Consider the following 23440-nt stretch of genomic DNA (forward strand, 5'->3'; position numbering starts at 1 on the left):
TCGGTCAGATCAGCCCGACCGCCTTCGAGCAACGATCAACTACGCTGGCCACTGCCGCATGACAACCGGTGTCCACGATCAAGGGTCAAGGCCCGACATGTCGATCCCCTCCTGGGTCGACACGATGATCTTGCCGTGTTGCTGGCACCACTGAACGATCTCGCTGAAGTGGGCCACCCGACGGCTCAACCGGTCGACCTTCATGACGCAGAGCACGTCCCATTGGCCCCGGTGGTCTTCATCGAACCACTTGCCGAGGTCAGGTCGTTTGAATGGATGAAGGCCGCCGGATACATCCGTATCGCTCGTCCACGCCACGACCTTGGCGTCCCGTCCGGGCGCGTCCACCCAGTGCTGGATGTGGTCTCGCTGGCGGGGGATGGAGGTTGAGTCGTCTGTTTCGACCGACAGCCGCAGCGATCCGAGAACACGTAGTGTCATGATGGCGACACTACGCATAAATGGTGGATACCCAAGCAAAAGGACACTTGCTCTGCAGATCGAGCACAACCGCTCCTCCCGCGGTCTGCAAGGCATGATCTACAGCCGCAACGACCGGGCCGGCCGCGGCAAGCTCTCCTCCCGCCTCGGACTGGTCACCGAGGCCGTCGAGGCGGCACACGACATGGACTTCTACGCCCATGTCGTCGGCCACCTCTCCTCCGGCGGCCGGGTCGACTACGTCATCGCCGACGAGGCGCAGTTCCTCGCCCCCCAACAGGTCGACCAGCTCGCCCGTGTCGTCGACGACCTCGAACTGGACGTCTTCGCCTTCGGCATCACCACCGACTTCCGCAGCAAGCTCTTCCCCGGCTCCCAGCGCCTGGTCGAACTGGCTGACCGGATAGAGGTGCTGCAGGTCGAGGCGCTGTGCTGGTGCGGCGCCCGCGCCACGCACAACGCCCGCACCGTCGACGGCCGGATGGTGGTCGAGGGCGCCCAGGTAGTGGTCGGCGATGTCGTCGGCGACGTGGACAGCCCGCATGCCGAGGTCGGCTACGAGGTGCTGTGCCGGCGTCACCACAGCCGCCGCCAGACCTCGGCGACCGCCCGCGCGGCGGCGCTCTCCCCGGATGTACTGCCGGTCGACCACGCGAAGTAGCCCCGGCCACCGACCGCCGGCCACCGACCGCCGGCCTCGCCCCCCGCGGCCGGGTCCCGGGGGAGTACATCGCACCGTTCGGGCCCGCGGACGGAACTCGCCGGCACGCCGACGGCGTCACCCCGGTCATGGTGACACTCCGGTCCTGCTGCGCGCCGCAGACCCGGCCGACCCGGAAGCCGTAGTGGACCTGCACACCCGGACCCGCGCGGCGTACTACGGGCGGGCGGGTTGTCCGACGCGGACATCGACGCCCCCGACGGCCCGGCGCAGCGACGTGCGGGATGGACGCGCGCGAGGGGTTCCGCCGGCAAGCGGGTGCTGTGCGGGAGGCGGTGTGACCGTCCCTCAGCTCCGCTGGATGACCGTGAAGACGGCGCCCTCGCTGTCGGCGACCGTCGCCAGCCGGCCGTGCGCGGAGTCCCGGGCGGCCTGCAGTACCTGTCCGCCCAGCTCGGTGACCCTGCGGGCCGCCGCGTCCGTGTCGGGGACGGCGAAGTACGCCATCCAGTGGGAGCCCCGTTCACGCGGGAGGGCATTGCCCACGCCGTGGATACCGGCCACCGGGTGGTCCTTGAGATGCAGCGTCAGATAGTCGAAGCCAGCCGAGACGACGGGTTCCGCTTCATAGCCGAAGACATGCTCGTAGAACGGCCAGACGGCGCTCGTGTCCCGGGTGACCAGCTCGTTCCAGGCCGGAGTGCCCGGCTCCCCGGTGATCGTGGTGCCCATCATCGACCGGCCCTGCCAGATGCCGAAGATCGCGCCCTGCGGGTCGGAGGCGATCGCCATCCGCCCCGCGTCGTCGTCCGCATCCAGCGGCCCGACGCCCACCGTCCCTCCGCAGGACCGGATCTGCTCGGCCGTCGCATCCGTGTCATCGCTGGCCAGATAGGTGGTCCAGGCGACCGGGAGATGGCGGTCGGGCGCCAGTTCGCCGACCCCGGCGACTTCCCGGCCGTTGAGGAACGCGCGGGCGTACGGACCGAAATGCTGCGGTCCCGGGCGGAACTCCCAGCCGAACAGCGCGCCGTAGAACTCCTGCGTCGCGGACAGGCTGTGGGCCAGGAGGCTCACCCAGCAGGGCGCGCCGGGCATCCGCCGGGTCGCTGCCTCGGTCGTCATTGTCACTCTCTCCTCGGAGCCGTCGGGTGCTGACCATGTGCGCCACGGGCGCGGGTCCCGAGCAGATGCTCGCACCCTGTCACCTGGTGCGCGCCCCGGCCGCGCCGTCCATGGCTCGCTAGCGAGGGAGATTGCCCGTTTTGACGTTTCCCATCCGCCCCAGGGGCGTTACCGAAGGGCGTAATTGCGTCATACGGAGGGTGGGCACCCACCTTCTGTACGTAGTTGCCGCTACGCAAGGATGAGACCCATGAATGCCATCATCTCCGCTACCGAACTCGCGAGCGAGTTGGCGCAGCCCACCGCTCCGGTGCTTTTGGACGTCCGCTACCAACTCGGTGGCCCGCCCGGCCGCCCCGTGTACGAGGCCGGCCATGTGCCCGGCGCGGTCTATGTCGATCTCGAGAGCGAGCTGGCCTCGCCGCCCGGTCCGGGTGGCCGGCACCCGCTCCCGGACCTCGATGTCTTCACCGCGGCGATGCGGGCCGCCGGCGTCCGCGCGGACCGCCCCGTGGTCGTCTACGACGGCGGCCAGGGCTGGGCGGCCGCCCGTGCCTGGTGGCTGCTCCGTTGGACCGGTCACCCCGACGTTCGCGTCCTGGACGGCGGTCTCGCCGCCTGGGAGGAGTCCGGCCGCGAGCTGAGTGCCGATCAACCGGTTCCGCCGACGGGTGACTTCACCCCTGTGTCCGGCGGGCTGCCGCTGCTGCGGGCGGACGACGTGGCCGCCCTGGCCCGCCGCGGGGTCCTGCTGGACGCACGGGCCGGCGAGCGCTACCGCGGAGAGGTCGAGCCCATCGACAAGGTCGCCGGCCATATCCCGGGCGCCGTGTCCGCCCCGACGACCGAGAACGTCGTCGAGGGCGGCACCGTCTTCCGTGCCGCGTCGGAACTGGCCGAGCGATTTGCGTCGCTGGGCGCCACGGCCGATGCGGAGGTCGGTGTGTATTGCGGCTCCGGCGTCTCCGCCGCCCACCAGGTGCTGGCTCTCGCGGTCGTCGGCGTCCCCGCGGCCCTGTACGTCGGCTCGTGGAGCGAGTGGTCGGCCGACCCGTCCCGTCCGGTCGCCACCGGCCCGCAGCCCGGCTGAGCCGCCAACGGGGCCCGTGACGGGGTGCCGTACGAGGTCGTCCGTCCGCTCCCTGCTTCCGGGGGCGGGCGGACGGGTGCGGTACGCGGCGGGAAGCCCCCCGAGGGGCGCCCGCTACTCCGGCTTCTTGCGCCGGGTGCCGAAGACGATCTCGTCCCAGCTGGGCACCGCGGCGCGACGGCCGGGCCGTACACCGTCCGCCTCGGCCTGCCGGTCCGTCGTCCCGGTCAGCCGGTCACGATGACCGGCCACCGCGCGCGGCATCAGCACATCGGCGTACGCGGAACCCGCGCCCGCGCTGGCCGCCGGGGCGGGCGGCTCCTCGACCTCGGCCTCGGACTCCTCATCGGTCTGCGCCGACTTCACGCTCTCCGGTACGACCATGTCACCACGGAAGCTCGGCACCGCCTCCAGCAGGCTGGTCAGCGAATCGCGCTCGCGCTCACCGACGGCCTCCTCCGCGACCCGTGGCTCGTCGTCCTCGCCGCCGGACTGCGCCGCGCGCTCGCCGCGCTCGGGCGTCTGCCGGTCCAACGCACGGTCCAGCGGCCGGTCCCGCGGCAGCCGCGCGATCCGCGGTACGAACGGGAAGCTCGGCTCGGGCGTGTCGTCGCTCTCGCCGATCAGCGCCCGCGCCTCGTCGTCCACGGCCTGGACGAGCCGCCGCGGCGGGTCGTACGTCCAGCTCGCCGAGTGTGGTTCGGTCGCCACGCGGTAGACCAGCAGGACTTCCCAGGTGCCGTCGTCGCGGCGCCAGGAGTCCCACTGCACGCTCTCCTTGTCGGCGCCGCGCAGCAGCAGCCGCTCCGCGACCGCTTCGCCGAGCTGCGGACCGGTGTTCTCGCCGGGACGCCGCACAGGAGTCTTACGGGCCCGCTCGGCCATGAAGGCACGCTCGGCGAGCACCGGGCCCTCGAAGCGGCGCACCCGGTCGACGGGAATGCCGGCGAGCTGGGCGACCTCCTCGGCGGAGGCACCGGCTCTTATACGCGCCTGGATGTCCCGCGGCCGCAGATGGCTCTCGACCTCGATCTCGATCTGGCCGAGCCGCGCACGGTCATTGCGGACGGCGGCGCGCAGCCGTTCGTCGATCGGAAGCGTGTACTCGGTGCTGTCCGCAGCTTTGAGCACCAGCCGTGTGCCGTCGTTGGAGACGGCCACGACACGCAGTTCGGGCATGGGGACCTCCCGGGTGGTGCCTGCCGACGTCACTCGCGTCGCTGCTTCCGCTAGTCGAGTGTGGCCTGCCCGGGTGCAGCCTGCCACAACATTGCCGAGTTGCCCGGCGTGTCGGGGCTTGGCCCTGAAACGCCGTTATGACACGGTTACCTGTTCGCCACGCTCAGTGACCGTGCCGCTTGCCCTGTCGCCGTTCACCCGTGCCGAGCGGCGGCGCCCCGGGGTGAGTGCCGCCTTCATGGCCCCTCCCATGGGTTCCGGGCAGCCGGACGGGAACCGGGGCCAGGGCTCGCCACAGTACTCCATTCGGACCACTGAGGTGGACCGCCGCGCCGCTGAACTTCTGGGCGGGGAACGGAGTTGAGTCGTCTTGTCGATCTCTCTACCTGGCACGTACGTGGCAAGTTTCACAGATTCCCCAAAATCGGAACTTTTGGCTCCGCCGAATGGTCACTTCTCCATGCAAGATGGATCGAAGGGGCGATCAAAGGTTGGAGATGGACGAAGAAACCGAAAGCGACACGAAGAAGAAGGAGAAGCGGATAGACCTGAGCCTTGCTCAGGTAGCCGGCAGCGCGGTTGCCGCGGCGGTCGCCGCGTACCTCGCGGGCCGTCTCGGCGTCTACGGGACCATCATCGGCGCGGGTGTGGTCAGTGTCGTGGCCACCACTGGCGGCTCGGTCTTCCAGCACCTGTTCCGGCGCACCGGCGAACAGCTCAAGGAGGCGACGGTCACCACCCGGCCGAAGCCGCTCCGCTCCTCCTCCACCCGCACTCGGTCCACGACACCGGACGCCCGGCAGGCCGAACCCACGATGGTGCTGCCGACCTTCGACAAGGAGGGGGCGGAGGACAAGGTCACCTCCGTCGCCGCCAGGACGACCTGGCCCGGCACGGCCCGTACGCAGCTGATTCCGCGTGTCGGGCAGGCCCGTCGGCGTGATCCGGCGGGCGCCCACCCCGCCCCGCCGGCCGATGACGCGACGCGGATGCTGCGCCCCGGAAGCCCCGGAAGCCCCGGAAGCCCCGATGCGACCCGCGACCTGCGCGCGGTGGACGGGACCGGTCCGGGGCGTCCTGCCGACCGGACGCAGCTGGTGCCGCGTCTCGACGAGCACACCACGGCGCCGGGCCGGGAAGGCGGCCGCCCTCCCGGCGTCCCGGCCGCGCGGCACCCGGCCGAACCGCCCGAGGAGCTGAGCACCACGACGTACGGCACCCGGCTGCGCGGCTGGAAGCGGCCGGCCCTCGGGGCGTTCGCGGTCTTCGCGCTCGCCATGGTGGTGGTCACCGGCACCGAGCTGATCACCGGGCAGACGCCGAGCGGCGAGCAGGGCACCACGCTGAGCAACCTCACCCACACCGGTGACGGGAGCCGGCAGCAGCCCCGCACCCCGCAGCCGCCCGGAACCGGCCACTCGCCGGACGGCGGCAGGCAGCACGGCAACGGTGACAAGCCGAGCCCGGACTCCGGCAACTCCGGCGACACCGGCAAGGGTACGGACCACGGCACGCCGTCGCCGGACCCGAGCCCGTCCGACGGCGGCAAGACCTCGCCGGACCCCGCTCCCTCGTCGCCGAACCCCTCCCCGAGCGGCTCCGCCGGCTCCGGCGACGGTTCGGCCGGCAGCGGGAACCAGGGGGACCACCCCAACGGGCAGCAGCCCGGCACACCGGCCCCCGGCCCCGGCGCCTCCTCCTGACCCGAGGCGGCCGTCCGGACGAGGCGGTCCCGCGACGGCCGCGACCCGGTGCCCGCCGAAGGGCACCGGGTCGCCGCCGTCGTCGGTCAGTCGCCCAGAACCCGCCGCAGATAGGCGTTGGCGAACCGGCGCTCGGGATCCAGCCGGTCGCGCACCGCGGTGAATTCGCCGAACCGCGGATAGACGTCGGCAAGGTAGGCGGCGTCGCGGGTGTGCAGCTTGCCCCAGTGCGGGCGCCCGTCGTGAGCCGTCATGATCCGCTCGGTGGCCGCGAAATACGCCTCGTGGGGCGTCCCGCGGTACATGTGTACGGCGAGGTAGACGGTGTCCCGGCCCGAAGCGGTGGACAGCGCGATGTCGTCGGCGGGCGCGGTCCGCACCTCCACCGGGAAGCTGACCTTGAAGTCCGAGCGCTCCACCAGGGCCTTGAGCTCACCCAGCGCTGCCACCGCGGCCGCCCGGGGCAGCGCGTACTCCATCTCCACGAACCGCACCCGACGCGGCGAGGTGAACACCTTGTACGGGATGTCGGTGTACGTACGGGCCGACAGTGCGCGGCTGGAGATCTTGGCGATGCCCGGGATCGCGGCCGGTACCGCCCGCCCGGCGGTGCAGGCGAGCTGGAAGACCCCGTTGGACAGCAGCTCGTCCTCGACCCAGCCGCTGATCTTGCCGGGCGGCGCCGCCGGGCCCTGGCTGCGGTTGTTGCGCTTGGTGTTGCAGCTGCCGGTGTGCGGGAACCAGTAGAACTCGAAGTGCTCGTTCTCGGCGACCAGCGCGTCGAACCGTTCCGTCACCTCGTCGTAGGACATCGGCTCCTCGCGGGCGGTCAGCAAGAACTCCGGTTCCACGGCGAAGGTGAGTTCGCTGACCACGCCCAGCGCGCCCAGACCCAGCCGCGCCGCGGCGAGGACATCCGGATTCTCCTCGGCGGAGCAGGTCAGGACCGAGCCGTCGGCGGTGACCAGTTCCAGGGCGGTGATCTGGGCGGCGATCGACGCCGAGTCGCGGCCGGTGCCGTGGGTGCCGGTGGCGGCCGCCCCGGAGACCGTCTGTTCCATGATGTCGCCCATGTTGGCCAGCGACAGTCCGTGGGCGGCCAGCGTCTTGTTGAGGTGCTTGAGCGGCGTACCGGCGGCCACCGTCACCGTGCCGGCCTCGCGGTCGACCCGGCGCACGCCGGTCAGCCGGTCGGGGCGGATCAGCACCCCGTCGGTGGCGGCCGCCGGGGTGAAGGAGTGGCCGGTGCCGGCGGCCTTGACCGTCAGCCCGTCCGCGGCGGCAGTGCGGACCGCGGCCGCCAGCTCCTCGGTGCTCGCCGGGGCCACGCTCCGGGCGGGGCCGGCGGTGACATTGCCCGCCCAGTTGCGCCACTGCCCGGCCGTCGGGCCGCGCCCTCCCGAGCCGCCGACGGCGTTGCTCGCTGCCATGGTGACGTCCCCTCCCTGCGCGGGCCGGCCGGGTCCGGCCGCCGTTGGTGTGAGCGCATGATGTCAGCCACCGACGCACCCTCCGGGTGGGGTGACGGGAATCACAGGATCGCGGAATCGGGTCGAACCGCCCGGCTGCCGGATATGTCGTACCGGCGGTAACTCCCTGCTGTGCGGCGCCGGTTCACGCGGTCCGGTGCCACGGCCCGTACGCAGTGGGCCGCCCGGACTTCTGCGGACCGGCCGGACTCCTGCGGGCCGCCCGCCCTCCTGCCGGCCGGTGGGAGGGCCTGTCTTCGAGGTCCCGTCCGCCCCGAGGGCGGATGGCGGGACCTCGCGGACGGCAAGTCCTATGCGACGCTCTCCTCGTCCTGCCGCTCCGTGGCCGGGCGGCTGGGGCCGGGCAGGCCGCCCGCCACGGCCGGCCCCGCCACCGGAGACGCGGACTGCGGCCGGAGCCTGCGGTAGCCGGCGAACGCCACCAGCGCGCCGAGCACGCCTGCCGTGCCCGGCACCAGATAGCCCCGGGCGGCCCCGGCGGCGTCCACCACCCAGCCCGCCGCCGACGCACCCAGCGCGACACCCACCGCCAGGCCGGTGCTGGTCCAGGTCATGCCCTCGGTCAGCTTCGCCTGCGGCACATGCTCCTCGACCAGCGCCATCGTGGTCACCATCGTCGGGGCGACGGACAGTCCCGCGAGGAACAGCGCGACGGCCAGCAGCGGTAGCGAGCCCACCAGTTGCAGCGGCACCATGCTCACCGCCATCACGCACACCCCCACCACCCAGCGGCGGGACGCATGCCCCGTCAGGTGCAGCAGCCCGAAGACCGCACCGGCCGCACACGAACCGAGCGCATAGACCGCCAGCACCAGACTGGCCGCGGCCTTGTGCCCCGCCTCCTCGGCGAACGCCACGGTCACCACATCGATCGCCCCGAAGATCGCGCCGGTCGCCACGAACGTCACCACCAGCACCTGCAGCCCCCGCGAGCGCAGCGCCGACCCCTTGGCGTGCTGCTCACGCGGATGCGGCACCGGCTCCGTCGCACGCTGCGCCGTCAGCCAGAAGACGCCCACGGCCAGGAAGCCGGCGGCCAGCAGCGGCCCGGCCTCCGGGAACCACGCGGTGGACAGGCCGATGGACAGGATCGGCCCGAAGATGAAGCACGTCTCGTCGACGATCGACTCCCACGCATACGCGGTGTGCAGTTCGCGCGGGGAGCCCCGGTAGAGCTGCGCCCAGCGCGCCCGGATCATCGAGCCGACGCTCGGCACACACCCCGCACAGGCAGCGAAGACGAACAGCAGCCAGTCCGCCCAGCGCTGCTGCGCGCTCAGCAGCAGACCGGCGACCGCGGCGATCGACACCAGGGTGGCCGGGCGCAGCACCCGGCTCTGGCCGTGCCGGTCCACCAGCCGGGAGATCTGCGGGCCGAGGGCCGCGGCGGACAGCGCGATGGTCGCGGACAGCGCGCCGGCCAGGCCGTAGCGGCCGGTCAGCTGGGAGATCATCGTGATGATGCCGATGCCCATCATCGACAGGGGCATCCGGCCCAGCAGCCCGGCGGCCGAGAACGACTTGGTGCCGGGGCGGCCGAAGATGGCGCGGTAGGGACTGGGCAACGAGGGTGCTCCGCCGGTGAGGACCGAAATGATCGGTAAGGAATGACAGGGGCCGATACAGCTTACGGGCGGGATGCCGCCGGCCGCCTCCGGATTTCGGCAACGCCCACCGGCCCGGCGCCCTCCCGGCGCCGGCCGGGCGACTCCGCCGCAGCCGGGACCTGCCCCCGCCGCAGCCGGGGCCTGCCCGCCGTACCCAGGGGAAGGGTGGCAGGATCGACGGCATGCCCGAACAGTGCGATCCCCGCCCTTATGACGCCCTGCTGCTGCTGTCCTTCGGCGGTCCCGAAGGCCCCGACGACGTCGTCCCGTTCCTGGAGAACGTCACCCGCGGCCGCGGCATCCCCCGTGAGCGCCTCAAGGAGGTGGGGCAGCACTACTTCCTGTTCGGCGGCGTCAGCCCCATCAACGCCCAGAACCGGGAACTGCTGGACGCACTGCGCAAGGACTTCGCCGAGCACGGCCTGGATCTGCCCGTCTACTGGGGCAACCGCAACTGGGCGCCCTACCTGACCGACACCCTGCGCACCATGGTCCGCGACGGCCACCGCCGGATCGCCGTCCTGGCGACCAGCGCCTACGCCTCGTACTCGGGCTGCCGGCAGTACCGCGAGAACCTCGCCGACGCGCTGGCCGTCCTGCAGGCCGAGGGCCGCCCGCTGCCGCAGGTCGACAAGCTGCGGCACTACTTCAACCACCCCGGCTTCCTCCGCACCATGACCGACGGCGTGCTGGCATCCCTCGCCGGACTGCCCCAGGACGTGCGGGACGGCGCCCATCTCGCCTTCACCACGCACTCCATCCCCACCGCCGCCGCCGACACCTCCGGCACACCCGCCGACCACACCCACGACGGCGCGGGCGGCGCCTATGTCGCCCAGCACCTGGACGCGGCCCGGGTGATCGCGGACGCGGTCCGTGCGGAGACCGGTGTGGACCACCCCTGGCGGCTCGTCTACCAGTCCCGCAGCGGCGCCCCGCACATCCCCTGGCTGGAGCCGGACATCTGCGACCACCTGGAGGAACGCCACGCCGCGGGCGTCCCGGCCGTCGTGATGGCCCCCATCGGGTTCGTCTCCGACCACATGGAGGTCACGTACGACCTCGACACCGAAGCCACCGCCAAGGCCGCCGAGCTGGGTCTCCCGGTCGCCAGGTCCGCCACCGTGGGCGCCGACCCGCGGTTCGCCGCAGCCGTCCGCGACCTCCTCCTGGAGCGCGCGGCCACCGAACGGGGCGGCGCCCCGGAGCGCTGCGCACTGGGCGCTCTCGGCGCCGGCCACGACCTGTGCCCGGCCGGCTGCTGCCCCGCGCGCGCACCGCGCCCGGCCGCCGCCGGCGCCGACTGGCGCGGCCCGGCCGCCGAGGCCCCCGCGTAAGCCCCTACGCCCCGACCACCCGCCCGTCCGAGCAAGGAGCACCGTGTCCGACCCGCTGCACCCCGACGCCCCGCAGACCGCCCCGGCGCAGAGCGGCGCGCTGTACGACGAACTTCTGGAACTGGCCCTGGAGGCCGCCCGCCGCGCCGGGACACTGCTGCGCGACGGCCGCCCCGCCGACCTCGGTGTGGCCGCCACCAAGTCCAGTCCCATCGACGTCGTCACCGAGATGGATCTCGCCTCCGAGAAGCTGATCACCGGCTTCCTGGGGGACCACCGCCCCGACGACGGCTTCCTGGGGGAGGAGGGCGCCAGCTCCGACGGCACCAGCGGCATCCGCTGGGTCATCGACCCGGTCGACGGCACCGTCAACTACCTCTACGGGCTCCCGGCCTGGTCGGTGTCCATTGCGGCCGAGCAGGACGGCGAAGTCGTCGTCGGGGTCGTCGCCGCCCCGATGCGTGGCGAGACCTGCCAGGCCGTCGTGGGCCGTGGCGCGTTCAACAACGGCGAGCGCCTGCGCCACCGGCCCGCGCCGCCGCTCTCCCAGGCGCTCGTCGGCACCGGGTTCGGCTACCTCGCGGAGCGCCGGGCGGCTCAGGCGGAGGTGGTGCGCACGCTGCTGCCGCAGGTCCGCGACATCCGGCGCGGCGGCTCGGCCGCGATCGACCTGTGCGATGTGGCCTGCGGCCGGCTCGACGCCTACTACGAGCGTGGTCTGAACCCCTGGGACCTGGCGGCCGGCGCCCTGATCGCCCGCGAGGCCGGCGCGCTCACCGGCGGCCGCCCTGGACGACCGGCCTCCCACGAGCTGACCCTCGCGGCCTCCCCGGCTCTCTTCGAGAGGCTCCAGCCGCTCCTGGACGAGCTCGGCGCCTGGCACGACTGACGACCGGCCCCGTCCGGGCATGACAGCGCCCCGGCACCATCCCCTGGAGCCGGGGCGCTGTCGTGGTGCGTCGGGGAGCGGTCAGGCGCTGACCGCTCCGAACCGTACGCCGTGCTCGGTCGCCAGTCGCTGCAGGTCCTCGAGTTCTGCCTGCTCGACCTCGGCGAGGAAGTCATCGCCCGCAGCGCGGGCCCGGTCGAGATCAGCTTCGGTGTTGTGTATGCGCTGCAAAATGCCTGCGGTGAACGCGTCCATGTGCGCCCCCTCGTCGTGGGTCGGTGGGCACGGGGATGTGCCGACGGGTGGGTCGATCACGGCGTGGTCCCTGCGATGGATCGGTTCATGGCAAGTAGCCGGATAAACAGGGCGTGATCGCGGGTGTGCAGTCGTCCTCCCCACCCCCCACCTCAGGGAAACCTCAACCCGCCCAGGAATCCTGCCCGTCGGGCGCCGAGGCCCCGGCCCTCCACCCCTCCGCACCCCTCTTACCGCCGGTTTATGGCTCTTCGGGGCAGGATGGAAGAGCTCCGAAGAGTTTGTTGTGCTGCCCGAAAGGGCCCTGAGGAAGGACTAGCGACGTGCGTGTTCTCGTCGTCGAGGACGAGCAGCTGCTCGCCGATGCGGTGGCCACCGGACTACGCCGGGAGGCCATGGCGGTCGACGTGGTCTACGACGGCGCTGCCGCCCTGGAACGGATCGCGGTCAACGATTATGACGTCGTGGTGCTGGACCGTGACCTTCCGGTCGTCCACGGCGACGATGTCTGCCGCAAGATCGTCGAGCTGGGGATGCCCACCCGCGTCCTGATGCTCACCGCCTCCGGTGACGTCAGCGACCGCGTCGAGGGCCTGGAGATCGGCGCGGACGACTACCTCCCCAAGCCCTTCGCCTTCACCGAGCTGACCGCCCGCGTACGCGCCCTGGGGCGCCGTACGACCGTTGCGCTGCCGCCCGTCCTGGAGCGGGCCGGCATCAAGCTCGACCCCAACCGCCGCGAGGTCTTCCGTGACGGCAAGGAGGTCCAGCTCGCACCGAAGGAATTCGCGGTACTGGAGGTCCTGATGCGCAGCGAGGGCACGGTCGTCTCGGCCGAGCAGCTCCTGGAGAAGGCCTGGGACGAGAACACCGACCCGTTCACCAACGTCGTGCGGGTCACGGTCATGACGCTGCGCCGCAAACTCGGCGAGCCCGCGGTGATCGTGACCGTCCCCGGCTCGGGATACCGGATCTGACCGGCGATGCCCTCCCTGCCCTCGTTCTCCAAGGCGGCCGCCCCGCCGCCGCCCGTTCCGCCCAAGCCGACCTGGGACCCCCGGCCGGTCGATGTGCGCCCGTTCCCGTGGCTGCGGCCCACGATCCGGATACGGCTGACGCTGCTGTACGGCGGCATGTTCCTGATGGCCGGCATCGTGCTGCTGACGATCATCTACATGCTCGCCGCGGACGCGCTGCACGACGGCAGTGCGCTGCCGCTGAAGATCCTCGGCGGGAGGTTCCAGTCGACCAGTGACATCTGCGACCTGCCGACCAACACCTCGGGGCAGCTGCTCCAGCAGGCCGTCGAGCAGTGCCTGCAGCACCAGCGTGCGGTGGCGCTCAACAGCCTCCTGAACCGCTCGCTGCTGGCCTTGCTGGGGCTGACGGTGGTGGCTTTCGCCTTCGGTTATGCGATGGCGGGGCGGGTGCTGTCCCCGCTGGGGCGTATCACGCGTACCGCGCAGCGGGTGGCGGGCTCGGATCTGCACCGCCGGATCGAGCTGGGCGGGCCGGACGACGAGCTCAAGGAGCTGGCGGACACTTTCGACGAGATGCTGGACCGTCTGGACCGGGCCTTCGAGTCGCAGCGGCGGTTCGTCTCCAATGCCTCGCACGAGCTGCGTACGCCGCTGGCGATCAACCGGACGCTGCTGGAGGTCCAGCTCGCCGATCCGGCCGCCTCGCCCGAGCTGCAGCAGCTCGGCCGGACGCTGCTGGCGACCAACGAGCGCAGTGAGCAGCTGGTGGAGGGGCTGCTGCTGCTCGCCCGCAGTGAGAACAAGGTCGTCGACAAGAAGCCGGTCGATCTCTCGGAGGTGGCCGCGCAGGCGGTCGACCAGACCCGGGAGGAGGCGCACGGCAAGGGTGTGGAGTTCCGTGGGGTGCGTCAGCAGGTGTTCGTGCAGGGCAATGGTGTCCTGCTGGAGCGCATCGCGCTGAATCTGGTCCAGAACGCGGTGCGCTACAACGTGCCCGAGGACGGCTGGGTCGAGGTCACCACGCAGCCGCAGCCCGGCTGCGCGGTCCTGGTGGTCGCCAATACCGGACCGGTGGTCCCCGCCTACGAGGTGGAGAACCTCTTCGAGCCCTTCCGGCGGCTGCGCACCGAGCGCACCGGCAGCGACAAGGGCGTCGGCCTGGGCCTGTCCATCGTCCGATCCGTGGTGCGTGCACACGACGGCACCATCACCGCCGAGCCCCGCGAGGGCGGCGGCCTCGTCATGCGCGTCGTCATGCCGCTCTGACGCAGGCCACAGGGCGGTTGTACGCCCGCTGGAGGCGCTGTGCACCCCCGCGGGCCTCGTCGGACATCTGTGCGTACGATCGCCCGTCTCGCGGCCGTACGCCGCCTCGCCTGTCGGTTTGACGAGGAGGGGGGTCGGCGTGGATCCTTCGCCGAGTTCGCTTTGCGCGGAATTGAACCGGTCCGCCTGTCGGTCTGCGTGTGTGTGATGCCTCACAGGCGCGAATTTCCGGCCCTCTACGCTCTGTGATCGAAATCCCCGCCGGAATGCCGGGGAAGTCCGGGTTTCCGGGGGGTGAGATCACGGGAAGTACAGGTGATGGGCTGCGCGAGGTGCGACATTCGGACCGTGTACGGTCCTGATCGCCATCCAAACCGATCACTTCTTCAGGGGTGCGGTTGGGTGTCGATTGAGTAACAGACCTTGATGTGAGGCAAAATCTCCGCCTCAGGTCGGGCACAAGTCCGGCCTCTCACGCGTTACGAGCGCTGAGACACCGCAGACACCCAGAGGGGGAGAGCGAAAATGGCTACGGATTACGACACCCCACGCAAGACCGACGACGACCTCAACGAGGACAGCATTGAAGAGCTGAAGTCGCGGCGTAACGACAAGTCGGCCTCGGCCGTCGACGTCGATGAGTTCGAGCAGGCCGAGGGCCTGGAGCTGCCCGGCGCGGACCTGTCCAACGAAGAGCTCGCCGTGCGCGTGCTGCCCAAGCAGCAGGACGAGTTCACGTGCATGAGCTGCTTCCTGGTCCACCACCGCAGCCAGCTCGCCGCGGAGGACAAGAACGGCAACCCGATCTGCCGCGACTGCGCGGCCTGAGACCGGTCTACGCCGTGGCAGGCGTGAACCCGTTCCGCAAGGGCTCCAAGGGCGTCGAAGGCTCGGCGGCCGGCGCACGATCACGCGAGGAAACCGCGCCCGTGCCCGCCGACCCGGCCGCCCTCCCGGCGGAACGGACGGCCGGCGCACCGCACTGGGGGCACCTCCCGCTCGAGCGAAGCCGAGAGCGGGGGAGGGGGCGCACGGCCTCGCTCGTGGCCACCCTCGGCCGCGGCGGAGGAAGAACCGGCGGCAGGGTGCGGGCGGGGGTCGCCGCGATCGCCGACCGGATCATCGACATCGCCCCGCGCATCCCGGTCCGTGACCTCGCCACCCTGCGCGCCCAGTTCCCCGGACTGACAGCCGAGGACCTGGCCGACAAGCTCGTCGCGGGCGCCTGCAAGGGCACCGCCACCGTCGGAGCGGGCGTCGGCGCGGCAGCGATGCTGCCCGTTCCGCCCGCCATGCCGGCCGAGCTGGCCGCCGAGGTCACCGGCGTCGCCTCGATCGAGATCAAGCTGATCGCCGAGCTGCACGAGGTCTACGGCCTGCGGCCGTCGGGGAATTTCCGGCAGCGCGCAATGGCTTGTCTGACGTCCTGGACGGAGGAGCGGGGCGTCGACCTCACCAAACCGGCCTCGCTGAACATCGCCCTCGGCGGGCAGATGAGGCGCGAGCTGCGCCGGCAGATCATGAAGCGCACGCTGCGCAATCTCCCCAACCTCACGCCGTTCATGATCGGCGCCAGCGTCGGCGCGTTCATGAACCGCAGGGACACCGGAAAACTTGCGGCAAAGATCCGTAAGGATCTGCGCACGAAACAGGTCCCCTGGGAGGCCCTTCCCGACTCCGCGCCGGCCGCCCCGAAGCGGAGCGGACGGACCGGACAGGCCCTGCCGCCGCCGGGCGGCTGACCCGGCCCCCGGAGCCGCCGGTCAGGCGCGTACTGCTGCCAGCGCCGCCACCAGACGCTCCGGCGTCCGCGTCGAGAGATAGGCGTACGGCGTCGGGTCCTGCGGATCGCTGATCTCCACCCGCACCGCGGTGCGGATGTACCCGCGCAGCAGCATGAACGCGCGGGCGTCGGCCTTGTGCGTACGCCACGCCAGCGCCTCGTCCGCGTCCAGCGCCCGCGCCTCGCCCAGTGCCGTCACCGGGATCTTCGCGTCACCGGCGATCAGCGCACCGCCCACCACCCGGATCCGCGCCGAGCCGTACGAGCTCACCGCCACCGCGGACAGCGCCGCCCCGCCGATCAGTCCCCCGAGCATCGGGAGCGTGCCCAGGGGGAGCAGCATCAGGGCGCAGGCGACGCCGAACAGCGCGGCGATCACCCACCAGGAGCGGGGCGCGGTGAGGCGTTCTTCGTACGACTGCATGGCTCCAGCTTGGCACGGCGGCGCGGGCCCCTTACGCCCGCGGGTAGGGTCTCCACTCGTGAGTGGAACTGACGAACCCAGGGCGCGGCTGACGCCACCGGCGGACGCTGTCGCTCCGGTCCGGCATGCCGAGGCGCCGGCACCCGGAGAACTCCTCGGCGCGCACTACGACCGGTGCTTCGGCTGCGGCACGGGCCAGCCGCACGGCCTGCATCTGGCGACGCGGGCCGGCGACGGCGTGAGCGTGTCCGCCGAGTTCACCGTCAAGGAGGCCCACCAGGGCGCGCCCGGCCTGGCGCACGGCGGGGTGCTGGCCACCGCGCTGGACGAGACGCTCGGCTCGCTGAACTGGCTGCTGCGGGTGATCGCGGTGACCGGCCGGCTGGAGACCGACTTCGTACGGCCGGTGCCGCTGGGCACGGTGCTGCACCTGGACGCGCGGGTCACCGCGGTGCACGGGCGGAAGATCTACTCGACGGCCGTGGGACGCATAGGCGGCCCGGACGGTCCCGTCGCGGTGCGCGCCGAGGCCGTGTTCATCGAGGTGAAGGTCGACCACTTCATCGACAACGGAAGGGCCGAGGAGATCCAGGCGGCGATGTCCGACCCGGACCAGGCCAAGCGCGCGCGTGCCTTCGAGGTGAACCCGTGAGTCAGGTACGGAATCCGGTGGATGTGCTGCTGCGGCGGGTGGACCCGGACGTGCCCGTTCCGGCGTACGGGCATCCCGGCGACGCGGGTGTGGACCTGGTGACCACCGAGGCCGCCGAGCTGGCGCCGGGGGAGCGCACCGTGCTGCCCACCGGAGTGTCGATCGCCCTGCCTGGCGGGTATGCGGCATTTGTGCACCCACGGTCCGGGCTGGCAGCGCGCTGTGGCCTGGCGCTGGTGAATGCCCCCGGGACGGTGGATGCCGGGTACCGTGGAGAGATCAAGGTGATCGTGGTCAATCTGGACCCGCGCGAGAGCGTGCGGTTCGAGAGGTTCGACCGGATCGCCCAACTGGTCGTCCAGCAGGTCGAGAAGGTGCGCTTCCACGAGGTGGCGGAACTTCCCGGCTCGGCGCGGGCCGAGGGGGGATTCGGTTCCACCGGCGGTCATGCGGCGGTGGACGGCTCCACGGGCGGGAATGAATACGCATCGGTCGGTGCCGACCGGGAAGGACAGTGACGTGTTCGGACGTCGCAAGAAGAACGAGGCTCCTGAAGAGTCGGTCGAGGACACCACGCTCGACGGGCACGCGGTGAGCGACGCCGACGAGGACGAGACGCCGCAGCAGCGGCTCAATCTTCCGCCCGCGCCGCGCCCCGACGGTCCCTGGGACGCGTCGGAGGTCTCCGAGCCCGGCGAGGGCCGGGTGGATCTCGGCGGGCTGTTCGTGCCGGGTGTCGAGGGCATGGAGCTCCGGGTGGAGGTCGCCGGTGACGCCATCGTCGCCGCGACCGTGGTGCTGCAGGACAGCGCCGTACAGCTGCAGGCCTTCGCCGCCCCCAAGAACGAGGGCATCTGGGGCGAGGTCCGCGAGGAGATCGCCTCCGGCATCACCCAGCAGGGCGGGGTCATCGACGAGGCCGAGGGCCCGCTGGGCTGGGAGCTGCGCGCGCAGGTACCCGTACAGCTGCCGGACGGCACGAACGGTGTGCAGGTCGTGCGCTTCGTCGGTGTCGACGGCCCCCGGTGGTTCCTGCGCGGTGTGATCTCCGGCCAGGGCGCGGTGCAGCCGCAGGCCGCGGGCGTGCTGGAGCACATCTTCCGGGACACCGTCATCATCCGCGGCGATGCCCCGATGGCGCCCCGCGACCCGATCGTCCTGAAGCTGCCGGACGACGCCCAGATGGTGCCGGACGGCGTGCAGCAGGAGCCGGTCGAGCAGTCGCGCTTCGGCGGTGGTGTGGAGCGTCTGGAACGTGGACCGGAGACCACCGAGATCCGCTGAGCACACGGCGCGGTGAAGCGGCGCGAAGGCGTCCGCTTCTCGGCCGGATAACGACGGTCGTCAGGGTCCGGGCCCCCTTCGAGGGGGTCCGGACCCTTGTTGTTTGTGCAGGTCAGCTCCGGGTGCGTATGGAATCCGTCAACGGAGCGCTAATGGCCGTAAGGGAGGCGTCAACAGTGTTCAAGCCGTGTCACAAGGGCGCTTTGCTTTGGGGGTCCTGATCTCCTCATCCATCTAGGAGCACACGATGGCCGACGTGGCCTTCGTCGTCGTCACGATCGCGGTCTTCGCGCTGGTGGCTCTCGTCGCCAAGGGGGTGACGAAGCTGTGACCATCGAGAACATCGTCGGCCTGATCGTTGCCGTCGCCCTGCTGGGATACCTGGTCCTCGCCCTCGTCTTCCCGGAGAGGTTCTGAGCACCGAATGAGCCCCTTTCTGGCAGGCGTGCTCCAGCTGATAGCGCTCATCGCGGCGCTGGCCCTGGCGTACCGCCCCCTCGGCGACTACATGGCCGCCGTCTACACCTCCCCCAAGCACCTCCGTATCGAGAAGGTCCTCTACCGCTGCATCGGCGCCAACGCGGATGCCGAGATGCGCTGGCCCGCCTATCTGCGCGCTGTCCTGGCGTTCTCCGCGGTGGGTGTGCTCTTCCTCTACCTGCTGCAGCGTGTCCAGGGCGGCATGCCGCTGTCCCTCGGCTTCGCGTCGATCAGCCCGGACCAGGCGTTCAACACCGCGGCGTCCTTCGTCGCCAACACCAACTGGCAGTCCTACAGCGGCGAGCAGGCCATGGGCCACGTGGTGCAGACCGCCGGCCTCGCGGTGCAGAACTTCGTCTCCGCCGCCACCGGTATGGCCGTCGCCATCGCCCTGGTCCGCGGCTTCGCCTTCCCCCGGGCTCTCGGCTCCCCTCGAGCAGGGGGCACCCCCATCCGCAGCGGCGGTCTCGGCAACTTCTGGGTGGACCTGGTGCGCGGCACCGTACGGGTGCTCGTCCCGATCGCCGTCATCGGCGCCCTCGTCCTGGTCGCCTGTGGTGCCATCCAGAATTTCTCCGGCATCCACGGGGTCGGCCAGTTCATGGGCGGCTCTCAGCAGACCAACGGTGGCGCGGTCGCCTCCCAGGAGGTCATCAAGGAACTGGGCACCAACGGGGGCGGTTACTTCAACGCCAACTCCGCCCACCCCTTCGAGAACCCCGACGCGTTCACCAACCTCTTCGAGGTCTTCCTGATCCTCGTCATCCCGTTCGCGCTCACCCGCACCTTCGGCAAGCTCGTGGGGAACGTGAAGCAGGGGTACGCGATCCTCGCCACCATGGGCATCATCTGGCTCGGATTCACCGCGCTGATGATGTGGACCGAGTTCGCCCACGGCGGCCCGGCCCTGCAGGCCGCGGGCGCCGCCATGGAAGGCAAGGAGACCCGCTTCGGCATCGGCGGCTCCTCGATCTTCTCGGTGGCCACCACGCTCACCTCCACCGGCGCGGTGGACTCCTTCCACTCCTCCTTCACGGCCTTCGGCGGCGGTATCCAACTGCTCGGCATGATGCTGGGCGAGATCGCGCCCGGCGGCGTCGGCTCCGGCCTGTACGGCATGCTGGTCATGGCGATCATCGCGGTGTTCATCGCCGGCCTGATGGTGGGCCGGACGCCCGAATACCTCGGCAAGAAGATCGGCACCCGCGAGATCAAGCTCGCCGCCTGCTACATCCTCATCACCCCGACGCTGGTGCTCGGCTTCACCGCCGCATCGATGGTCCTGCCGGACGCGCTGGGCTCGATGCTCAACACCAAGGCGCTGGGTGCCGGCTCGCACGGCTTCTCCGAGGTGCTCTACGCCTTCACCTCCGGCGCCAACAACAACGGCTCCGCGTTCGGCGGCCTGAACGCCAACACTCCCTGGTACAACACCACGATCGGGCTGGCGATGCTGCTCGGCCGCTTCCTGCCGATGGTGTTCGTGCTCGCCCTGGCCGGCTCGCTCGCCGAGCAGAAGCCGGTCCCGGAGACCGCGGGCACCCTCCGTACCGAAAAGCCGCTGTTCGCCGGGCTGCTCGTCGGCACGATCCTGATCATCACCGGTCTGACCTACTTCCCGGCGCTGGCCCTCGGGCCGCTGGCGGAGGGGCTGTCATGACTGTCCCTGTGAAACCGGAGGAGTCCGGCTCCATGTCCACCGCCACTCCGACCCGCGCTCCGCACCAGGACGTCCCCCGTGGGCACAAGCCCGGCGACGGCCGTGTGGGCGGCGGTCTCTTCGACCCCAAGCAGCTGATCACGTCACTCCCGGACGCGATACGCAAACTCGACCCGCGGGTGATGGTCAAGTCCCCCGTGATGTTCGTGGTCGAGGTCGGCTCCGTGCTGACCACGATCTTCGCCTGCACGGCCCCCTCCGACTGGTTCGGCTGGGCGATCGCCGCCTGGCTGTGGCTGACCGTCCTCTTCGCCAATCTCGCCGAGGCGGTCGCCGAGGGCCGCGGCAAGGCGCAGGCCGACACCCTGCGCCAGGCCAAGACCGACACCGTGGCGCGCCGTCTGAGCGGGAGCAGCGAGGAGCAGGTGCCCGGCACCGAGCTGCGCATCGGTGACCTCGTTGTGTGCGAGGCCGGCGATGTCATTCCCGGCGACGGCGATGTCGTCGAGGGCGTGGCGTCCGTCGACGAGTCCGCCATCACAGGGGAGTCGGCTCCGGTCATCCGTGAGTCAGGCGGTGACCGCTCCGCGGTGACCGGCGGGACGAAGGTGCTCTCCGACCGCATCGTCATCAAGATCACCACGAAGCCCGGCGAGACCTTCATCGACCGGATGATCAACCTCGTAGAGGGGGCGGCACGGCAGAAGACCCCGAACGAGATCGCGCTGAACATCCTGCTCGCCTCGCTCACCATCGTCTTCCTGCTGGCGGTCGTCACCCTCCAGCCGTTCGCGATCTACGCGGGCGCCGAACAGCCCATGATCGTGCTGCTCGCACTGCTGGTCTGTCTGATCCCGACGACCATCGGCGCACTGCTCTCGGCCATCGGCATCGCCGGTATGGACCGGCTGGTGCAGCGCAACGTCCTGGCCATGTCCGGGCGCGCCGTCGAAGCCGCGGGCGATGTATCGACATTGCTGCTCGACAAGACCGGCACCATCACCCTCGGCAACCGACAGGCCGCCGAGTTCGTCCCTGTGCGCGGCACCACCGAGGCCGAGGTCGCGGATGCCGCCCAGCTGTCCTCACTGGCCGACGAGACGCCCGAGGGCCGTTCCATCGTCGTCCTCGCCAAGGAGAAGTACGGACTGCGCGAGCGGCACCAGGGCGAACTGACGGGCGCCGACTGGGTTCCGTTCACCGCCCAGACCCGGATGTCCGGTGTGGACGTCGGCGGACGCAAGATCCGTAAGGGCGCGTCAGGTGCGGTCATCACCTGGGTCAAGGAGCGTGGCGGCGGCGTCGCCGAAGACGCCCAGCAGCTCACCGACGCGATCTCACAGGCCGGCGGCACCCCGCTGCTGGTCGCCCTGGAGGACGAGAGCGGCCCCCGAGTCCTGGGAGTCATCCACCTCAAGGACGTCGTCAAGGACGGCATGCGCGAACGCTTCGTCGAACTGCGCAAGATGGGCATCAAGACGGTCATGATCACGGGTGACAACCCGCTGACGGCCAAGGCGATCGCCGACGAGGCGGGTGTGGACGACTTCCTCGCGGAGGCCACGCCCGAGGACAAGATGGCGCTCATCAAGCGGGAGCAGGCCGGCGGCAAGCTCGTCGCGATGACCGGCGACGGTACCAACGACGCGCCCGCACTGGCCCAGGCGGACGTCGGTGTGGCCATGAACACCGGTACCTCGGCCGCCAAGGAGGCCGGGAACATGGTGGACCTGGACTCCAACCCGACCAAGCTCATCGAGATCGTCGAGATCGGCAAGCAGCTGCTGATCACCCGGGGCGCGCTGACCACCTTCTCGATCGCCAACGACGTCGCGAAGTACTTCGCGATCATCCCGGCGATGTTCGCGGTGGCCTACCCCGGCCTGGACACCCTCAACATCATGCGGCTGTCCAGCCCCAACTCCGCGATCCTCTCGGCGATCATCTTCAACGCGCTGATCATCGTCGCGCTGGTGCCGCTCGCCCTCAAGGGCGTGCAGTACCGGCCGGTCAGCGCCGACCGGATGCTGCGCCGCAATCTCGCCGTCTATGGACTGGGCGGTCTGATCGCACCGTTCATCGGCATCAAGCTCATCGACCTGCTCATCACTCTCATCCCCGGAATCGGGTGACTGCCGTGAACAACTCCGTACGCAACACCGCCCGGTTGATCGGGGCGGGCCTGCGCGCCCTGCTCGTGCTGACCGTGGTCTGCGGGGTCATCTACCCGCTGGTGGTCACCGGAGTGGCGCAGGCGGCGTTCCCCGGCAAGGCCAACGGGTCCGAGGTGCGCTCCCACGGCAAGGTCGTCGGCTCGTCGCTGATCGGCCAGCGCTACGACAAGGGCAAGGACAAGCACGGCAATCCGGTCCCGGACCTGAAGTTCTTCCAGCCGCGTCCCTCGGCGGGACTGGGCAGCAACAAGACCAACGGCGTCAACACCCGGTACGACCTCCAGGTCTCCGGTGCCTCCAACCTGGGCGCCACCAACACCGACCTCATCAAGGCGGTGAAGGAGCGCAAGCAGTGGGTCTCCGAGACGTACGGGGTCCCCGAGTCGAAGGTCCCGGCGGACGCCGTCACCTCGTCCGGCTCCGGCCTCGACCCGGACATCTCCCCGGCGTACGCCCGACTGCAGACCGCCACCGTCGCCAAGGAGAACCACCTCCCCGCCGGCGCGGTGGAGAAGCTGGTCGAGGACCACATCGACGGACGCACCCTCGGTTTCCTGGGGGAACCGCGGGTCAACGTCCTGGAGTTGAACATCGCGCTCAAGGATCTGGTCCGCGGCGCGGGCAAGGGCTGAGCGGGCCGGGCGCGCCGGGGACCGGGCTCCGGCGCGCCGGGCGCCGGGAGCCGGGAGCCGGTCCCGGGGGAGCCTGAACGGGCGGGTCGGCCGCCGGAGCGGCGTGGTGGTGCCGTGCCGCGCCGTGCCACGTCGGGCGCCTTGGCGTGGCGGGGGCGGCGTACATGGCGCTCAAGGGCGTGCAGGGGCGGGCCCCGGGGTGCCCGGGGCGCCCCCCCGGTCGTTAGCGAGAACGACCGCGGGGCGCGCGCCCCCCCCCCCCCCCGCGCCCCCCGACCCGGCGGGGCCCGCCCCCCCGGGCGCCCGTCCGGCGGACGCAGAATGGGAG

At 71.1% G+C, this 23440-nt stretch carries 23 protein-coding genes; 16 read left to right on the plus strand and 7 right to left on the minus strand.

The genetic code is table 11. The annotated features are described in order from the left end of the window. Positions 1 to 78: 78 nt before the first annotated feature. A complete protein-coding gene (locus tag ACWGJY_RS29460; RefSeq protein ID WP_453263908.1) occupies positions 79 to 459 on the minus strand; it encodes a recombinase family protein in 381 nt (126 codons plus the stop codon). Between ACWGJY_RS29460 and ACWGJY_RS29465 the strand changes: the two genes are divergently transcribed. Further along, positions 440 to 1102, plus strand: a complete 663-nt coding sequence (locus ACWGJY_RS29465) for a thymidine kinase (RefSeq protein ID WP_453263909.1) — start codon at positions 440 to 442, stop codon at positions 1100 to 1102. The two genes, ACWGJY_RS29460 and ACWGJY_RS29465, sit on opposite strands and share 20 nt — an antisense overlap. A 348-nt stretch (positions 1103 to 1450) precedes the next feature. Here the strand turns inward: ACWGJY_RS29465 and ACWGJY_RS29470 are convergent, their stop codons facing one another. Then, the gene (locus ACWGJY_RS29470; RefSeq protein WP_453263910.1) at positions 1451 to 2227 is read right to left on the minus strand and encodes a VOC family protein; all 777 of its coding nucleotides are present in this window, start codon (positions 2225 to 2227) and stop codon (positions 1451 to 1453) included. 250 nt (positions 2228 to 2477) lie between these two features. On the opposite strand from ACWGJY_RS29470, the gene ACWGJY_RS29475 reads away from it, so the two are divergent. Further along, positions 2478 to 3317 carry a sulfurtransferase gene (locus tag ACWGJY_RS29475; protein ID WP_453263911.1) on the plus strand — a complete coding sequence of 280 codons (840 nt, stop codon included), beginning with the start codon at positions 2478 to 2480 and terminating at the stop codon, positions 3315 to 3317. Positions 3318 to 3431: 114 nt separating this feature from the next. On the opposite strand, the gene sepH is transcribed toward ACWGJY_RS29475, so the two are convergent. Further along, a complete protein-coding gene (gene sepH / locus ACWGJY_RS29480; protein WP_453263912.1) occupies positions 3432 to 4496 on the minus strand; it encodes a septation protein SepH in 1065 nt (354 codons plus the stop codon). Between the two features lie 497 nt (positions 4497 to 4993). Between sepH and ACWGJY_RS29485 the strand changes: the two genes are divergently transcribed. Next, positions 4994 to 6199 (plus strand): hypothetical protein, encoded by a 1206-nt coding sequence (locus ACWGJY_RS29485; protein ID WP_453263913.1) that lies wholly within the window; start codon positions 4994 to 4996, stop codon positions 6197 to 6199. Positions 6200 to 6285: 86 nt separating this feature from the next. On the opposite strand, the gene ACWGJY_RS29490 is transcribed toward ACWGJY_RS29485, so the two are convergent. Together ACWGJY_RS29490 and ACWGJY_RS29495 are read right to left on the minus strand one after the other, a co-directional pair. Further along, complete coding sequence (locus ACWGJY_RS29490) at positions 6286 to 7629, minus strand: D-arabinono-1,4-lactone oxidase (RefSeq protein WP_453263914.1); 1344 nt, start codon at positions 7627 to 7629, stop codon at positions 6286 to 6288. Positions 7630 to 7979: 350 nt separating this feature from the next. Then, complete coding sequence (locus ACWGJY_RS29495; protein ID WP_453263915.1) at positions 7980 to 9254, minus strand: MFS transporter; 1275 nt, start codon at positions 9252 to 9254, stop codon at positions 7980 to 7982. A gap of 224 nt (positions 9255 to 9478) precedes the next feature. On the opposite strand from ACWGJY_RS29495, the gene ACWGJY_RS29500 reads away from it, so the two are divergent. Then, on the plus strand, positions 9479 to 10633 hold the full coding sequence (locus tag ACWGJY_RS29500) for a ferrochelatase (protein WP_453263916.1): 1155 nt from the start codon (positions 9479 to 9481) through the stop codon (positions 10631 to 10633). 43 nt (positions 10634 to 10676) lie between these two features. Further along, positions 10677 to 11522, plus strand: a complete 846-nt coding sequence (locus ACWGJY_RS29505; RefSeq protein WP_453263917.1) for an inositol monophosphatase family protein — start codon at positions 10677 to 10679, stop codon at positions 11520 to 11522. Between the two features lie 81 nt (positions 11523 to 11603). Here the strand turns inward: ACWGJY_RS29505 and ACWGJY_RS29510 are convergent, their stop codons facing one another. Continuing rightward, the gene (locus ACWGJY_RS29510; RefSeq protein ID WP_453263918.1) at positions 11604 to 11777 is read right to left on the minus strand and encodes a hypothetical protein; all 174 of its coding nucleotides are present in this window, start codon (positions 11775 to 11777) and stop codon (positions 11604 to 11606) included. Positions 11778 to 12100: 323 nt separating this feature from the next. Here ACWGJY_RS29510 and ACWGJY_RS29515 point away from each other — a divergent pair, with 323 nt between their 5' ends. The 4 genes from ACWGJY_RS29515 to ACWGJY_RS29530 all read left to right on the plus strand — a co-directional run bounded on the left by ACWGJY_RS29515 (position 12101) and on the right by ACWGJY_RS29530 (position 15765). Beyond that, positions 12101 to 12754 (plus strand): response regulator transcription factor, encoded by a 654-nt coding sequence (locus ACWGJY_RS29515; protein WP_006602630.1) that lies wholly within the window; start codon positions 12101 to 12103, stop codon positions 12752 to 12754. Between the two features lie 6 nt (positions 12755 to 12760). Then, a complete protein-coding gene (locus tag ACWGJY_RS29520; protein WP_453263919.1) occupies positions 12761 to 14023 on the plus strand; it encodes a sensor histidine kinase in 1263 nt (420 codons plus the stop codon). 525 nt (positions 14024 to 14548) lie between these two features. Continuing rightward, positions 14549 to 14851: a DUF4193 domain-containing protein gene (locus tag ACWGJY_RS29525; protein ID WP_016575747.1), complete on the plus strand. Its 303-nt coding sequence runs from the start codon at positions 14549 to 14551 to the stop codon at positions 14849 to 14851. A 14-nt stretch (positions 14852 to 14865) separates the two neighbouring features. Beyond that, positions 14866 to 15765 (plus strand): hypothetical protein, encoded by a 900-nt coding sequence (locus ACWGJY_RS29530; protein ID WP_453263920.1) that lies wholly within the window; start codon positions 14866 to 14868, stop codon positions 15763 to 15765. Positions 15766 to 15786: 21 nt separating this feature from the next. Here the strand turns inward: ACWGJY_RS29530 and ACWGJY_RS29535 are convergent, their stop codons facing one another. Further along, positions 15787 to 16230: a DUF3093 domain-containing protein gene (locus ACWGJY_RS29535; RefSeq protein ID WP_453263921.1), complete on the minus strand. Its 444-nt coding sequence runs from the start codon at positions 16228 to 16230 to the stop codon at positions 15787 to 15789. A 58-nt stretch (positions 16231 to 16288) separates the two neighbouring features. Here ACWGJY_RS29535 and ACWGJY_RS29540 point away from each other — a divergent pair, with 58 nt between their 5' ends. From ACWGJY_RS29540 to kdpC, 7 genes are all read left to right on the plus strand, one after another. Next, positions 16289 to 16882 carry a PaaI family thioesterase gene (locus ACWGJY_RS29540; protein ID WP_453263922.1) on the plus strand — a complete coding sequence of 198 codons (594 nt, stop codon included), beginning with the start codon at positions 16289 to 16291 and terminating at the stop codon, positions 16880 to 16882. Next, positions 16879 to 17400, plus strand: coding sequence for a dUTP diphosphatase (gene dut / locus ACWGJY_RS29545; RefSeq protein WP_453263923.1), 522 nt, complete (start codon positions 16879 to 16881; stop codon positions 17398 to 17400). Before ACWGJY_RS29540 ends, dut begins: the two co-directional genes overlap by 4 nt. 1 nt (position 17401) lies before the next feature. Continuing rightward, positions 17402 to 18166, plus strand: a complete 765-nt coding sequence (locus ACWGJY_RS29550) for a DUF3710 domain-containing protein (protein ID WP_453263924.1) — start codon at positions 17402 to 17404, stop codon at positions 18164 to 18166. A 327-nt stretch (positions 18167 to 18493) separates the two neighbouring features. Continuing rightward, positions 18494 to 18583 carry a K(+)-transporting ATPase subunit F gene (kdpF, locus tag ACWGJY_RS29555; RefSeq protein ID WP_016575741.1) on the plus strand — a complete coding sequence of 30 codons (90 nt, stop codon included), beginning with the start codon at positions 18494 to 18496 and terminating at the stop codon, positions 18581 to 18583. Positions 18584 to 18590: 7 nt separating this feature from the next. Continuing rightward, the gene (kdpA, locus tag ACWGJY_RS29560; protein ID WP_453263925.1) at positions 18591 to 20306 is read left to right on the plus strand and encodes a potassium-transporting ATPase subunit KdpA; all 1716 of its coding nucleotides are present in this window, start codon (positions 18591 to 18593) and stop codon (positions 20304 to 20306) included. 32 nt (positions 20307 to 20338) lie between these two features. Further along, complete coding sequence (kdpB, locus tag ACWGJY_RS29565; RefSeq protein WP_453263926.1) at positions 20339 to 22438, plus strand: potassium-transporting ATPase subunit KdpB; 2100 nt, start codon at positions 20339 to 20341, stop codon at positions 22436 to 22438. After that, the gene (kdpC, locus tag ACWGJY_RS29570; RefSeq protein WP_453263927.1) at positions 22435 to 23112 is read left to right on the plus strand and encodes a potassium-transporting ATPase subunit KdpC; all 678 of its coding nucleotides are present in this window, start codon (positions 22435 to 22437) and stop codon (positions 23110 to 23112) included. The genes kdpB and kdpC overlap by 4 nt, the downstream gene beginning before the upstream one ends. Positions 23113 to 23440 lie beyond the last annotated feature (328 nt).

The sequence above is a fragment of the Streptomyces sp. NPDC054765 genome (assembly GCF_053612065.1).

What these genes read in the sequence shown, in the direction of transcription:
- ACWGJY_RS29465 (WP_453263909.1), top strand. Translation starts at nt 440, where the DNA reads ATGATGGCGACACTACGCATAAATGGTGGATACCCAAGCAAAAGGACA.
- ACWGJY_RS29460 (WP_453263908.1), bottom strand. Translation starts at nt 459, where the DNA reads ATGCGTAGTGTCGCCATCATGACACTACGTGTTCTCGGATCGCTGCGG.
- ACWGJY_RS29470 (WP_453263910.1), bottom strand. Translation starts at nt 2,227, where the DNA reads ATGACGACCGAGGCAGCGACCCGGCGGATGCCCGGCGCGCCCTGCTGG.
- ACWGJY_RS29475 (WP_453263911.1), top strand. Translation starts at nt 2,478, where the DNA reads ATGAATGCCATCATCTCCGCTACCGAACTCGCGAGCGAGTTGGCGCAG.
- sepH (WP_453263912.1), bottom strand. Translation starts at nt 4,496, where the DNA reads ATGCCCGAACTGCGTGTCGTGGCCGTCTCCAACGACGGCACACGGCTG.
- ACWGJY_RS29485 (WP_453263913.1), top strand. Translation starts at nt 4,994, where the DNA reads ATGGACGAAGAAACCGAAAGCGACACGAAGAAGAAGGAGAAGCGGATA.
- ACWGJY_RS29490 (WP_453263914.1), bottom strand. Translation starts at nt 7,629, where the DNA reads ATGGCAGCGAGCAACGCCGTCGGCGGCTCGGGAGGGCGCGGCCCGACG.
- ACWGJY_RS29500 (WP_453263916.1), top strand. Translation starts at nt 9,479, where the DNA reads ATGCCCGAACAGTGCGATCCCCGCCCTTATGACGCCCTGCTGCTGCTG.
- ACWGJY_RS29510 (WP_453263918.1), bottom strand. Translation starts at nt 11,777, where the DNA reads ATGGACGCGTTCACCGCAGGCATTTTGCAGCGCATACACAACACCGAA.
- ACWGJY_RS29520 (WP_453263919.1), top strand. Translation starts at nt 12,761, where the DNA reads ATGCCCTCCCTGCCCTCGTTCTCCAAGGCGGCCGCCCCGCCGCCGCCC.
- ACWGJY_RS29525 (WP_016575747.1), top strand. Translation starts at nt 14,549, where the DNA reads ATGGCTACGGATTACGACACCCCACGCAAGACCGACGACGACCTCAAC.
- ACWGJY_RS29535 (WP_453263921.1), bottom strand. Translation starts at nt 16,230, where the DNA reads ATGCAGTCGTACGAAGAACGCCTCACCGCGCCCCGCTCCTGGTGGGTG.
- kdpA (WP_453263925.1), top strand. Translation starts at nt 18,591, where the DNA reads ATGAGCCCCTTTCTGGCAGGCGTGCTCCAGCTGATAGCGCTCATCGCG.
- kdpB (WP_453263926.1), top strand. Translation starts at nt 20,339, where the DNA reads ATGTCCACCGCCACTCCGACCCGCGCTCCGCACCAGGACGTCCCCCGT.